The 13,270-nt window shown below is 59.6% G+C and carries 11 protein-coding genes; 2 read left to right on the forward strand and 9 right to left on the reverse strand.

Annotated elements, in window-relative coordinates:
• Positions 1 to 63: 63 nt before the first annotated feature.
• On the reverse strand, positions 64 to 3,144 hold the full coding sequence (locus WF513_RS12795) for an efflux RND transporter permease subunit (RefSeq protein ID WP_339079766.1): 3,081 nt from the start codon (positions 3,142 to 3,144) through the stop codon (positions 64 to 66).
• Positions 3,145 to 3,149: 5 nt separating this feature from the next.
• Entirely contained in the window at positions 3,150 to 4,271 is a 1,122-nt protein-coding gene (locus tag WF513_RS12800) for an efflux RND transporter periplasmic adaptor subunit (RefSeq protein ID WP_339079767.1), read from the reverse strand.
• Positions 4,272 to 4,361: 90 nt separating this feature from the next.
• Here WF513_RS12800 and WF513_RS12805 point away from each other — a divergent pair, with 90 nt between their 5' ends.
• Entirely contained in the window at positions 4,362 to 5,000 is a 639-nt protein-coding gene (locus WF513_RS12805) for a TetR/AcrR family transcriptional regulator (RefSeq protein ID WP_339079768.1), read from the forward strand.
• Positions 5,001 to 5,115: 115 nt separating this feature from the next.
• Here the strand turns inward: WF513_RS12805 and WF513_RS12810 are convergent, their stop codons facing one another.
• Positions 5,116 to 5,910, reverse strand: coding sequence for a class I SAM-dependent methyltransferase (locus tag WF513_RS12810; RefSeq protein ID WP_339079769.1), 795 nt, complete (start codon positions 5,908 to 5,910; stop codon positions 5,116 to 5,118).
• 106 nt (positions 5,911 to 6,016) lie between these two features.
• Here WF513_RS12810 and WF513_RS12815 point away from each other — a divergent pair, with 106 nt between their 5' ends.
• Positions 6,017 to 6,781, forward strand: a complete 765-nt coding sequence (locus WF513_RS12815; protein WP_339079770.1) for a hypothetical protein — start codon at positions 6,017 to 6,019, stop codon at positions 6,779 to 6,781.
• Positions 6,782 to 6,853: 72 nt separating this feature from the next.
• Here WF513_RS12815 and WF513_RS12820 read toward each other — a convergent pair whose 3' ends face one another.
• The 6 genes from WF513_RS12820 to ppc all read right to left on the reverse strand — a co-directional run bounded on the left by WF513_RS12820 (position 6,854) and on the right by ppc (position 13,225).
• Complete coding sequence (locus tag WF513_RS12820) at positions 6,854 to 7,546, reverse strand: extensin family protein (RefSeq protein WP_339079771.1); 693 nt, start codon at positions 7,544 to 7,546, stop codon at positions 6,854 to 6,856.
• An 11-nt stretch (positions 7,547 to 7,557) separates the two neighbouring features.
• Complete coding sequence (locus WF513_RS12825; protein WP_339079772.1) at positions 7,558 to 8,418, reverse strand: DUF72 domain-containing protein; 861 nt, start codon at positions 8,416 to 8,418, stop codon at positions 7,558 to 7,560.
• 37 nt (positions 8,419 to 8,455) lie between these two features.
• A complete protein-coding gene (locus tag WF513_RS12830) occupies positions 8,456 to 8,797 on the reverse strand; it encodes a hypothetical protein (protein WP_339079773.1) in 342 nt (113 codons plus the stop codon).
• A gap of 134 nt (positions 8,798 to 8,931) precedes the next feature.
• Positions 8,932 to 9,612, reverse strand: a complete 681-nt coding sequence (gene tsaB / locus WF513_RS12835) for a tRNA (adenosine(37)-N6)-threonylcarbamoyltransferase complex dimerization subunit type 1 TsaB (protein ID WP_339079774.1) — start codon at positions 9,610 to 9,612, stop codon at positions 8,932 to 8,934.
• Positions 9,613 to 9,695: 83 nt separating this feature from the next.
• Complete coding sequence (gene adk / locus WF513_RS12840; RefSeq protein ID WP_339079775.1) at positions 9,696 to 10,343, reverse strand: adenylate kinase; 648 nt, start codon at positions 10,341 to 10,343, stop codon at positions 9,696 to 9,698.
• 245 nt (positions 10,344 to 10,588) lie between these two features.
• The gene (gene ppc / locus WF513_RS12845; protein WP_339079776.1) at positions 10,589 to 13,225 is read right to left on the reverse strand and encodes a phosphoenolpyruvate carboxylase; all 2,637 of its coding nucleotides are present in this window, start codon (positions 13,223 to 13,225) and stop codon (positions 10,589 to 10,591) included.
• Positions 13,226 to 13,270 lie beyond the last annotated feature (45 nt).

Here is a 13,270-nt window from a genome sequence, read left to right on the forward strand (position 1 = left end):
TATTGTTAGACGTAAAAAAGCCAGACCCGAGGGTCTGGCTTTTTCACATCATCAACCGCCTATTCACCCCGGCTGACGCTCCGTTTCCTTGACCCGGAACCAGGCTGCATACAGCGCCGGCAGGAACAGCAGAGTCAGCGCCGTAGCGACGATCAAGCCGCCCATGATGGCCACGGCCATCGGTCCGAAGAACACGCTGCGCGACAACGGGATCATCGCCAGCACCGCCGCCAAAGCGGTCAGCACGATAGGCCGGAAGCGTCGCACGGTGGCTTCGATAATCGCGTGCCAGCGGTCCATGCCGGAGGCGATGTCCTGTTCAATCTGATCAACCAGAATCACCGAGTTACGCATGATCATCCCCGACAGGGCGATGGTGCCAAGCATGGCCACAAAGCCAAACGGCTGACGGAAAATCAGCAGGAACAGGGTCACGCCGATCAGCCCCAGCGGCGCGGTGAGGAACACCATGGCCGAACGCGAGAAGCTCTTAAGCTGCAGCATCAGCAAGGTCAGCACCACCACGATAAACAGTGGTACACCGGCGTTGACTGACTTCTGCCCACGGCTGGAGTCCTCCACCGTGCCACCAACATCAAGCTGATAGCCGTCTGGCAGCTGCGCACGCACCGACTCAAGGGTCGGCAGGATTTGCTTGACCAAGCTGGCTGGCTGTTCCTTGCCGTACACGTCAGCACGCACGGTGACCGTCGGCAGGCGGTTGCGATGCCAGATGATGCCTTCCTCAAAACCGTACTCTAAGGTAGCGATCTGCGACAACGCGACGCTCTTACCGCTGTCAGTTGGCACGGCCAGACTGGGCAGCAGGCTCAGCTCCTGACGTTCACTGAGGGTGCCACGCAGGAGAATCTCAATCAGCTCGTTGCCTTCGCGGTACTGACTGACAGGCGAGCCGGTCAGTGAGCTTTGCAGAAAGCGCGAGAGGTCGGCGGTACTGACGCCAAGAGCGCGGGCACGCTCTTGATCGATATTCAGGCGCACGACTTTGCTCGGTTCTTCCCAATCCAAGTGCACGTTGCTCACATGCGGGTTCTCGCGCACTTTACCGGCGACTTGCCGGGCCAGTTGGCGAACTTCATCGATGTGCTCGCCAGAGACGCGGAACTGCACGGGGTAGCCTACGGGTGGGCCGTTTTCTAACCGTGAGATGCGCGTGCGCAGCGTCGGGAACTCGTCGTGCAGCACCTCAATCAGCCAGGTACGGATCTTCTCGCGGTCTTCAATGCTTTTTGCCAGCACCACGAACTGCGCCACGCTAGCAGCCGGCAATTGCTGGTCCAGGGGCAGGTAAAAGCGCGGCGAGCCGGTGCCCACGTAGGCGACAAAATTGTCTATGCCTTCATAGCCACTGAGCATTTGTTCCAGTCGCTTGGCTTGCTCTTCAGTGGCCGCCAGGGATGAGCCTTCGCTGAGTTTGAGATCAACCATCAATTCCAACCGCCCGGACGCCGGGAAGAACTGCTGCGGCACAAAGCGGAACAACACAATAGAAGCGACAAACAAGGCGACAGTCAGCAGGATCACCGTCTTGCGCCGGCGCACGCACCATTCCACCGCCGTGCGCACACGCTGGTAAAACGGCGTGCCATAGGGATCGTGCCCACCCGCACTGCCACCGTGTTTGGCGGCGTGCAACTTGGCCAAATCCGGCAGCAGTTTGGCACCCAGATACGGCACGAACACCACGGCCGCCAGCCACGACACAACTAGAGCAATGGCCACCACCTGGAAAATTGAGCGGGTGTATTCGCCGGTACCGGACTGCGCCGTGGCAATGGGAAGGAAGCCCGCCGCAGTGATCAGCGTACCGGTGAGCATGGGGAAGGCCGTGCTGGTCCAGGCGTAACTGGCCGCTTTGACCCGGTCATAGCCCTGCTCCATCTTGATGGCCATCATCTCCACGGCAATGATCGCGTCATCCACCATCAAGCCCAGCGCCAGCACCAGCGCGCCAAGGGAAATTTTGTGCAGGCCGATACCGAGGTAGTACATGGCAGCAAACGTCATCGCCAGCACCAGCGGAATCGACAGCGCCACCACCAAGCCTGTGCGCAGGCCGAGGGAGAAGAAACTCACCAGCAGCACGATGATCACCGCCTCGGTGAGCACCCGGACAAACTCGCCCACCCCGGTTTTCACCGCAGCGGGCTGATCAGACACTTTGCTCAACTGCATACCGGCCGGCAGGGTTTCCTGCAACCGAGCAAACTCGCCTTCCAGCGCGTCACCAAGGACCAGGATGTCGCCGCCGGTCTTCATCGAGACCGTCAAGCCGATGGCATCCTCCCCCATAAAGCGCATGCGGGGTGCGGGGGGATCATTGAAGCCGCGTTTGACCTCAGCCACATCGGAGATGCGGAAGGTCCGGTCAGCTACACGGATGGGAAAGTTACGGATTTCATCAACCGTCTCAAAACGCCCAGTGACGCGCAGCTGCACACGGTCGCTGCTGGTTTCAAAGAAACCTGCAGCCGCCACGGCATTTTGTTCTTCCAAAGCCTGCTGCACAGCCGCCAGTGGCAGGCCGAGGGTGGCCAGCTTGGTGTTGGACAGCTCGATCCACACTTTCTCGTCTTGCAGGCCAACCAAGTCGACCTTACCGACGTCCTTAACGCGCTGCAGCTGCAGCTGGATGCGGTCGGCGTAGTCCTTGAGCACGGCGTAGTCGAAACCTGCACCGGTCAGTGCATAGATATTGCCGAACGTAGTGCCGAATTCATCGTTATAAAACGGCCCCTGAATCCCTTGGGGCAAGGTGTGGCGAATGTCGCTGACCTTTTTGCGAACCTGGTAGAACAGGTCGGGAATATCTGCCGAATGCATGGAATCACGGGCAACAAATGTCACCTGAGACTCACCGGGCCGCGAGAACGAGATGATCTTGTCGTACTCGCCCGTCTCCATCAGCTTCTTTTCAATGCGCTCAGTGACCTGGCGCGACACCTCTTCGGCGCTCGCTCCCGGCCAGTTAGTGCGTACCACCATGGCTTTAAAGGTAAAGGGCGGATCTTCACTCTGGCCTAATTTGGAGTAGGAAATGGCACCGACTACCGCCAACAACAGCATGAGATAAAGCACGATCTGACGGTTGCGCAGTGCCCAAGCGGATAAGTTGAAATCCATCAGATTTACTCCTTAACCGCGGATGTGGCCTTGGCTGTCAGATCGACCACACGATTGTCGTGGTCTACCGGACGAACTTTTTGCCCTTCACGCAGCACTTGGCCACCCGCCGCCACGACCCAATCACTGGCCTCTAGGCCTTCGAGCACCGGCACGGTTTTTTCGCCATAAGCGCCAATGCGCACATCCGTGCGCTTGAGGGTTGACTCTTTCGGGTCGACCACCCAGACGTAGGGCTGGTCTTTCTCGGCAGAAAGCGCCGACAGCGGCACAGCCAGTGGCACTTCACCGTTATGGGCGATATACACCCGAGCGCTTTGGCCTAACTCAGCAGGCACCTTGCCTTCAGTAAATGCGACGCGGGCGGCGAACGTGCGCGACTGCGGGTCTGCAGAGGGCGACATTTCACGGATACGACCGGGGAAGCGTTGATCGGGCTGGGACCACAGCTCAACAGCCACATCCTGGCCGACTTTAAAGCGTTCAAAGGCCTGCTCTGGCAGGTTAATCAGCACCTCGCGCTCGCCGTCAGCGGCCAACGTGAATACCGTTTGCCCAGCGGCTACAACCTGCCCCACTTCGACCATGCGCCGAGCCACTACGCCATCTTGGGAGGCGCGCAACACCGCATAACCGGCCTGATTATTGGCCACATTAAATTCAGCACGCACCTGTTTGACCCGTGCTTCGCCAGAGCGGTAGGTGTTTTCCGCATTGTCATACTGCGAGCGGCTGACCAGATTGCGCGCCAGCAGGATTTTGTAGCGGTCACGCTCGGCGCGCACCAACTGCAAGTTGGCTTGCGCCGAGGACACTTGAGCGCGGATGGCTTCTAGCTGCAAGCGCACGTCTTGCGGGTCCAGTTCGGCCAATGGCTGATCCTTCTTCACCCGCGCACCGACATCGACTAAACGCTTGGCTACTTTGCCGCCAATGCGAAAGGCCAGCTCTGGCTCAAGCCGCGCGCGGACCTCGCCGGGGTAGGCATCCACCAGCTCGCCGGCTAACTGCGGCTGCACCACCATTGCTGGGCGGATGGCAACCGCAGCGGGCTCACCATCACCGCAAGCAGCGAGCAACAGAACAAGGCTAGCGGGCAAAGCAACAAACAGGGCACGAGGAAACATGATGACTAACCTTTATGAGGCTTTTGAATATTTATACTGGCGAGTATAGTAAAAATAGCAAACTCACTAGTCCAGTATTAAAAGCGACTTATGCCAAACAAAGTGTTGCCCAGCAGTGGCCCCGGCCGCCCGAAAGACTTGCTCAAGCGTAAAGCCATTTTGGAAGCGGCGAAGACCCTGTTTCTCAGCAATGGCTATGACGGCAGTAGCATGGATGCAATTGCCGCTGAAGCCGGGGTTTCCAAGCTCACGGTGTACAGCCATTTCACTGACAAAGAGAAGCTGTTTGCCGAGGCGGTGAAGTCCAAATGCGAAGAGCAATTGCCCGAGTTGTTGTTTGAGCTTAGCGATGACGTGCCGGTGGCGCAGGTGCTGCTCAACATCGGCCATGGCTTCTATGAGCTGATCAACAGCCGCGAGTCGGTGGAGTTGCACCGGCTGATGGTGAGCCTAGCGGCGCAAGATTCCACGCTATCCAAGACCTTTTATGAAGCTGGCCCGCAGCGCGTGCTGCACGGTCTGGAAGAATTGCTGCGCCGCGCGGATCAGTGCGGACAACTGCGCATCGCCGACCCGTTGAGCGCCGCCGATCAGTTCTTCTGCCTGATCAAGGGCGGGGTCAATTTTCGCCTGCTGATCGGCTGCGGCGAAGCGCTAACAGGGGTTGAAGCTGAAGCTTACGTTCGTGATGCGGTGGAGGTTTTCTTGCGTGCGTTTCGCGCTGATTAGGCCACGTGGGTGGGCGTTAACCGCGCCAAAATCAGCGCAAGGCTGCGCAGTGGGCTGAGGTTATACGCAAGCCAAGCGATCCGACACCATGATCGTGCTGCCTTAAATAAACGGCCTAAACCTGTTCACCGGCTGCTTGCAGCTTCTTTTTCGGGTAGATGTCATAACGGCTGGATTTGCCCTCCAAGGCATAGCCGGGTTTGGCCCCTTCAATCAACGGAGCCTTGCGCGGGCGCTTTACCACCACCCGGTGCGTGGCCAGTTGCAGCGCCGCCTCCAGCAATGCCGGGGCGTCCAGGTCATCGCCGACAAAAGGTCGGAATAAGCGCATCTCTTTTTTCACCAGTGCGCTCTTGTCGCGGTGCGGGAACATCGGGTCAAGGTAGATCACCTGCGGTGGCTCGCCCTGCCAAGCGCGCATCAACTCGATGGCATTACCCGTCAGCAACTGCATGTGCGCCGTAATGGCCGCTACCTCGCGATTTAGCGCCGCGCGCGCTAAGCCATCTTCGAGCAACGCGGCAACCAGCGGCTGGCGCTCTATCAAGGTCATCTCACAGCCCAGGCTGGCCAACACAAACGCATCACGCCCCAGTCCAGCGGTGGCATCCAGCACCCGCGGACGCACCCCGGCCTGCACGCCAACCGCCTTGGCAATCATCTGCCCAGTGCCGCCACCGAATAAGCGCCGGTGCGCCACCGCGCCTTCGACAAAGTCCACCCGCACCGGCCCCGGCGCGTGCGGCCCAAGCTCAACCAGCTGTAATCCGTCCTCGCCTAATTGCAAAGCGAACTCGCTGTCACCTTCCAGCGGCAACCCTAAACGCCGAGCCCAGCCAGCAGCCGCTTCGGCGAGGTGCGGAACCAAGGCTTGCATTCGAATTCTGGCTATTAGCCGCTCATCACTCATCAGAAAATATGCTCAAAAGACACTCAATTGACTGTTTTAGCAGCCGATAACATTGCTGAGCGGCATTTTGCCAGACCCGGCAGCTACCAGCCGCAACGAGTTCGCCATGTTCGATGTAATTTCCGCACCACGCAGCGCCGCTTCGCCGGCCAGCGGCGGTTCAATCAGTGAAATCCTCGATGAAGGCAAACGCGCCTCGCTGGACTACCAAATCCTGCGGCGCACCCTGCTACCCGATGAAGTTGAAGCCGAGGCCAGCATCAGCCGCGCGGCTGAAGCCCCCAGCGAACCACTGCCCATTACCACTCAGGCCAGTGATTTTCAGGAACTGGCGGCCCAGCGCAGGCTGGAGCTGAACGTAACCGTCAACACTGAACCGCAACAGACCGACCCCTTGGTGCTTGATTTAGCCAGCAACGGCTTTACCACCAGCGGCCTCAGCCGCGCCGTGCGTTTTGACTTGGATGCCGACGGCAAGCTCGACCAAATCAGCGTGCCCACGGGTGACGATGCCCTGCTGGCACTGGATCGTAACGGTAACGGGCGCATCGACAATGGCCGCGAGTTGTTCGGCGACCAGAATGGTGCGGCCAACGGCTTTAGTGAGTTGCGTAAGTACGATGACAACAACGACGGTCGCATTAGCCGCCAAGATGCCATCTTCGAGCGCTTAAGCTTGCTGCGTTTTGACGCCCAAGGCCGGCAATCCAGCCAATCCCTGAGTCAGGCCGGCGTCAGCGGTATCAACTTGCAGGCGCGCGAGGTGAAGATTGCCCTAGGCGCCTACGACCAAATCGCCCAACTCGGCCGCTTTGAATTTGCTGATGGTCGTAGCGGGCAAGCGGCTGACCTGCTGCTGGCGCAGCGTTAGCGCGACCACCGGCATTAACACCCTCTGTAGGTTGGCACTGAGGCGCGCAGCCCAAGGGCATCAGTAGATACGCTAGCGGCACATCCGCCATCGCCCCATGTCCACATGGAAATGATCGCGATGGGCGGCGTTGTATGCCGGCCCTAGAGTGGTGTTGAAGCGCCGACAGGCACCCTGCTGCGCTTGACGCAGGAACTCGGCGTTCTTGCCAGGTTTGGACCAATCCTGCAGCACGCTAATGCGCCGACCATCGGCCAAGCGAAAGCCAATGATATCCAGCGCATTGGCAGCAGCATGCTGGCTGCGCCTTTGACTGCCGGCGATGGTGCGGCAGGCGAAGCTGCCCACATGCTCGACCCGCGCCACTCGCTGACCAAACAACGCTTGGGCGGCCGGCTGCAGATCATGCCGTTCGAACAGCGCAAAGGCCGCCGCCAGCGGACAACTGGCGATAAAACTGCTGCTGAAGGCAACCCCAGCACGGTGCACGCGCAGGGTATTGTTCAGCGGGCACGCCACGTCCGAGCGGCTGTCGGCCAGCGCTGTGAAGCGCAGTGATGAACGGCTCAAGGCCTGTTGGCATAACAGCGGATCATCCTGTAACCGCCACAGTTTAAAACCGGTCAGCAAGTTCGGTGTTTCGCGAATATCCAGCAGCGCCCAAGGGTTCCAGCGCGGCGGCACATCCAACCAGCCGCGCCAAAGCGCCAACTGTATGCCGATGAGCACTAGGCAAAAAATTAGAAAACCACGAAAAATAGTCATGCCGCAGCCTATCAGAGCAAGCCCAATTGCTCGACCTCAGGCTGGCGCGGCCTTTCTGGCAACGCTTGCAAGCCTGGCAAGCGTTGCATCAATTGCTGATGAAAGCGTTGAGCCAGTTGCGGCGCCAAGCGATTATCTGCGGTGTGTAAAAAGACATAGGGGGTGCGGCCCTCTTCTATCCAGCCCGCCACTTTATCCAGCCACGGCAGCATAAATGGGTCATTGGCCAACACGTCAGGATGGCCAATAAAACGCAGTTGCGGTGACTGACTAAACGCCGTGGGCCGCAGCGGCAGGCGTGGCTTCTTAGCCTGTGCATGCAGCACCGCTGGCGCACTGGAAACACAGCTAAATAACGCCCGTGAATCCAAACAAATGCGTTCAATGCCGCGCTCATGCAGCAGCCGGTTAAGGCGGCGCTCCTCGTCGCCTTTGGCAAAAAAAGCCGGATGGCGCACTTCAACGGCTAACTCATCCCCCTGCCAATGCTCGATAAAACTGACCAGCTCCGCCATACGCTGCGGACCGAAGCTGGCTGGCAGTTGCAACCAAAACGGCGTAACACGCACACCCAGAGGCGCCAACAAACGGCGAAAAACCTCGGCCGCACTCGACTGCTCGCGCAGATCGCCACCGTGGCTAATCTCGCGCGGCAGTTTGGCGCAAAAGCGAAAGTGCGCAGGCATGCGCTCAGCCCAACGGGCCACGGTTTCAGTGGAAGCTGCAGCGTAAAACGTGGTGTTGCCTTCAACGGCATTGAACACCTGCGCATACAACGGCAGAAATTCGCTGCTGCGACTGCTGTCTGGGTACAACGAACCGCGCCAGGCAGGTTCGCTCCAAGACGGGCAACCGAGAAAGTAAGGCAACATTTAACCGAGGACCGTTGAGAAATCGAATCGGCAGAGTTTAAGCGTAAAGATCGAGGCCCATCACCTGCTGAGCATCTGTCTCGGTGGCGAAGCTGGCGGTTGAGCTGTAGCTGGCTAACGCCTGCGCGGCGCGGTTATTCAGTGGGGGTTGGTACAGCTGGTCTTGCAGGCGGGTAGGCAGGCTGTTGCCACTGGCCGTGCTCGCGGCAACCTCACGGGTTTGGGTAACGGGTTCAAAGCTTTGGCTAGTGGCGGGTGCTGTTGGCTGCTCACGACGGGCTTCAATCTCGCGCTGCGCGTCGCGAAATGGCATAACCGCAGTGCCCGGGCGGGCGCTGCGGTCTGGCGAATAAGGGGAAGTGAAAGCGTCGATACGCATCAATGACTGCTCAGCTTGGTTAGCCAACGATGAAGACAAGTGGATGTAATTTAGCGCTCGCCGCGCGGCTTGGCAATCAAGGGCAGGGTCATGTTACAGCCTGCACGACCAAAGGCGCGGCAAACCATGGCTGATTAGATCGGAGCCTTGGGTGTAGCGACCTTGTCGCGCAGGTAAACCGGCTGCGCCAAGTCTGCCGCTACCGCATCACCGCGCGCCCAGGCAAACCGCGCCAAGCTGAGCAGGTCTTCAGCATGAGGCAGCATGGCCGCATCCTGCCTGCTGACTTCAACCGGGATACGCGCTGCAAATGTGCCCCAACCGGTGCCGGCAGCAAACCAATCACCTGACGCATCACGTGGAAGGCTGGCGTGCTCTGGCGGCAATACGGCTTCTAAACCAGCCAAGCGCATTTCGCCTTGTTCGGCGCGGTAACACCCCCAGTACACTTCGTCCATGCGTGCATCAATGGCCGCCGCCACTTGCTGTGCGCCGTGCTCACGCAGGCTACGCTGGGCCAAAACGGCCAAGTTAGACACCGGCAGCACCGGGCGCTCGAGGGCGAAGGCCAAGCCCTGGACCACACCAATGGCAATCCGCACTCCGGTAAAGGCACCGGGGCCACGGCCAAAAGCAATTGCATCCAGGGCAGACAACGAAACCCCGGCATCTGCCAGCAGTTGCTTAATCATCGGCAGCAGGCGTTGAGCATGCTGGCGCGGAATCACTTCGTAGTGGCTGAGCACTTGGCCGTCATGCAGCAACGCCACAGAGCAGGCTTCAGTGGCAGTATCCAGGGCCAGCAGAGTGATCATTGTGGGTGTCCGGGAGTTAAAAAGGCACGCAGTATAAACGCCAACGGCCCGTAAACGGGCCGCTGTGCACTACTCAAGGTTACTTAGCTGAGCGCAGCCAGCACCTTAGCAGTGATATCGTCAACCGAACCTACGCCGGCGATGGCGCTGTATTTCGGCGTGCCATCAACAGCGGCCAGCTTTTGGTAGAAGTCCACCAACGGCTTGGTCTGTGAGTGATAAACCGACAGACGATGGCGCACAGTGGCTTCTTTGTCGTCTTCGCGCTGAATCAGCTCATCGCCAGTTTCATCGTCAATGCCGGCAACTTTCGGCGGGTTGTGCTCGGTGTGATAAACCCGGCCCGATGCCGGATGTACACGACGACCGGCAATACGACCGACAATTTCTTCATCATCAACGGCGATTTCAACCACGTTATCGATAATAACGCCGGCTTCTTTCAAGGCTTCAGCCTGCGGAATAGTGCGCGGGAAGCCGTCAAAGAGGAAGCCATTGGCACAATCGGCTTCGGTAATGCGCTCTTTAACCAGATTGATAATCAGGTCATCGGACACCAAGCCGCCGCTGTCCATCACGCTTTTGGCAACCAAGCCCAGCTCAGTGCCCGCTTTCACTGCGGCGCGCAGCATGTCACCGGTGGAGATTTGCGGAATACCAAATTTCTTGGTGATGAAACCAGCTTGGGTACCTTTACCGGCACCTGGCGCCCCTAGCAAAATCACGCGCATCGATGTGCTCCTCAAAATTTATATAGAAATTGCTCGGACTCGCCTCATGGGGCCAATCTCAGAATGGTTCAAGCAGCGCTGCCAACAACAGCCAGGGTGCTGAAAGGCCGCTCAAGATACACAGCGCATCCATAGCGCACAAGCCGCCGAAAGTCGGAGACGTTTCCAGCCGTCCCTGGCAGAAAGCTTAACGGCCGCGCGCTGTGTACGTGCTGCCGAGTGCGGCGCAAGGCGCTTGCATTGCCCTAGCCGGTATTACGTAAACCAGCGGCGATGCCCGCCACGCTGACCAATAATGCCTGCTCCAATGGGCTGCCAGCCTGACTATCACGCTGCCGCGCTCGCGCCAGCAGTTCGGCTTGGAGCAAGTGCAGCGGATCCAAGTAGGTGTTGCGCACGCTAATCGACTCCAGGGTTTCCGGGCTGTGCGCGAGGAGCTGAGACTGACCGGTCAGACCCAGTACCGCCGTCACCGCCTGCGACAATAGGCCGCGTAAATGCACACCGAGCGGCTGCAAGGCGGGCTCGACCAAACGTTCGTCATACAAGCTGGCTATGGATTCGTCCGTCTTGGCCAAGACCATCTCCAGCATATCGATACGGGTGCGGAAGAATGGCCACTGCGCGCGCATTTGCCCCAGCAATTCGCCCTCACCACGCTGCAGAGCGTTGTTCAATGCCGCCTCCCAGCCCAACCAAGCAGGCAGCATCAAACGTGTTTGGGTCCAGGCAAAAATCCACGGAATAGCCCGCAAACTTTCCACACCGCCCTCGCGACGCTTGGCTGGACGACTGCCCAAGGGCAAACGACCTAGCTCTTGTTCTGGCGTGGCCTGGCGGAAATAGTCCACGAATTGGGGGTGTTCGCGCACCACGGCGCGGTAGGCGTTTACCCCGTCACTGGCCAATTTATCCATCAGCTCGCGCCAGGCCGGTTCCGGGCTGGGCGGCGGCAGTAAGGTGGCTTCAAGCACTGCGGCCAGGTACAGATTGAGGTTTTGCTCAGCGATATCCGGCAGGCCGAATTTGAAGCGAATCATTTCACCCTGCTCGGTGGTGCGAAAACGCCCCATCACCGAGCCTGGCGGCTGCGACAGAATGGCGGCATGGGCCGGGCCGCCACCGCGACCGACGGTGCCACCGCGGCCATGGAACAACAGCAGTTCAACGTCCCGCTCGCGGCACACGTTGACCAGCGTTTCCTGGGCGCGGTACTGCGCCCAGGCGGCGGCGGTGGTACCGGCATCTTTGGCTGAGTCGGAATAGCCGATCATCACTTCCTGCGGCCCTTGCAGGCGGGCACGGTAGCCACGCAGGGCCAGCAGCCGACTGATCACCGGGCCGGCGTTGTCTAGATCAGCCAGAGTTTCAAACAGCGGCACAACGCGAATCGGCCGTTGCAACCCCGCTTCTTTGAGCAGCAGTTGCACCGCCAGCACATCAGAAGCCGCGCCGGCCATGGAGATCACGTAGGAGCCTAGGGAGGCAGCCGGAGCGCGGGCCACTTCCCGACAGGTGGCCAGCACTTCAGCAGTTTCGCCGCTGGGCTTAAAGTGCCCGGGCAGCAGCGGACGGCGGTTCTCCAGCTCTTTTTGTAAAAACGTCAGGCGCGCGTCTTCATCCCACTCGACGTAACGCCCCAGGCCCAGGTACTCGGTGATTTCACTCATGGCTGCGGCATGCCGGCTGGCGTCTTGGCGTACATCTAAACGCCCAAGAAACAGCCCGAAGGTCGCAGCGCGGCGCAGGCAATCAAGCAGTGGGCCATCGGCAATAACGCCCATGCCGCAGTCGTGCAGCGACTGGTAACAACACTGCAACGGTTCAAATAATTCTCGGTTGTCCTGCAGCACTGCAGAAGGTGCAGGCACATCGTCGTGCAAGGCGGCCTGGGCCCAACTGCGGGTGGCGCGCAAACGTTCGCGCAGTTGCTTGAGCAGGCCGCGATAAGGTTCAGCACTCTCGCCCACTCGCGCCAATAACGCCGGGCTGGCCTGCTGCATGGACAGCTCTGCAGCCAGTTGATCGATGTCGCGCAGGTACAAATCCGCTGCCATCCAACGCGCTAACAGCAGCACTTCACGGGTCACGCTGGCGGTGACATTCGGGTTGCCATCTCGATCACCGCCCATCCAGGAGGCAAAACGAATGGGCGCTGCATCCAGCGCCAGGTGCAACCCGGTAGCGCTGTGCAACACTTGGTCGGCCTTGCGCAGCACATTGGGAATGGCATGCCACAACGAATGCTCAATCACAGCAAAGCCCCATTTGGCTTCATCCACCGGGCTGGGTCGGCTGCGACGGATTTCCTCGGTGTGCCAGGCTTCGGCGATCAGTCGTTGCTGACGCTGCTTGACCTGCTCACGCTCAGCTGGCGAAAGATCACTGTGATCCCCCGCCGCCAGCTGTTCGGCCATGGCGTCGTATTTTTGAATCAGGGTGCGCCGCGCCACTTCAGTGGGGTGCGCAGTCAGCACCAGCTCAACATCCAGCCGGCCAAACTGCCGTGCCAAGGCCTCGCCTTTGTACCCATTGGCAGAAAGCCGCTGCAGCAGCTCAGCAAGAATATTGTCTTCAAACGGCGGTGCTTCGCCCGGCGCGCGACGCCGCACACGGTGGTATTGCTCAGCAATATTGGCCAGGTTAAGAAACTGGTTAAACGCCCGCGCCACCGGTAACAACTCGTCATCGCCCAGCTGGTCTAAGGTTGCGCTGAGTTGCTCCGCACCGTCTGGTGAGCCACGACGAGAGGCCTTGGCCCCCTTACGGATACGTTCGATCTTGTCGAGAAAGGCGGCTCCGTGTTGCAACCTGATGGTGTCACCCAACAGCTCGCCAAGCTGGTGGACGTCCTCGCGCAAACGCGCGTCGATTTCTGCCATGACTATTGCCTCCACTGAACCTGCCTCCAGAGTGCCCAGCGCGCC

It is taken from the genome of Pseudomonas sp. TMP9 (assembly GCF_037943105.1).
Classification (GTDB): domain Bacteria; phylum Pseudomonadota; class Gammaproteobacteria; order Pseudomonadales; family Pseudomonadaceae; genus Aquipseudomonas.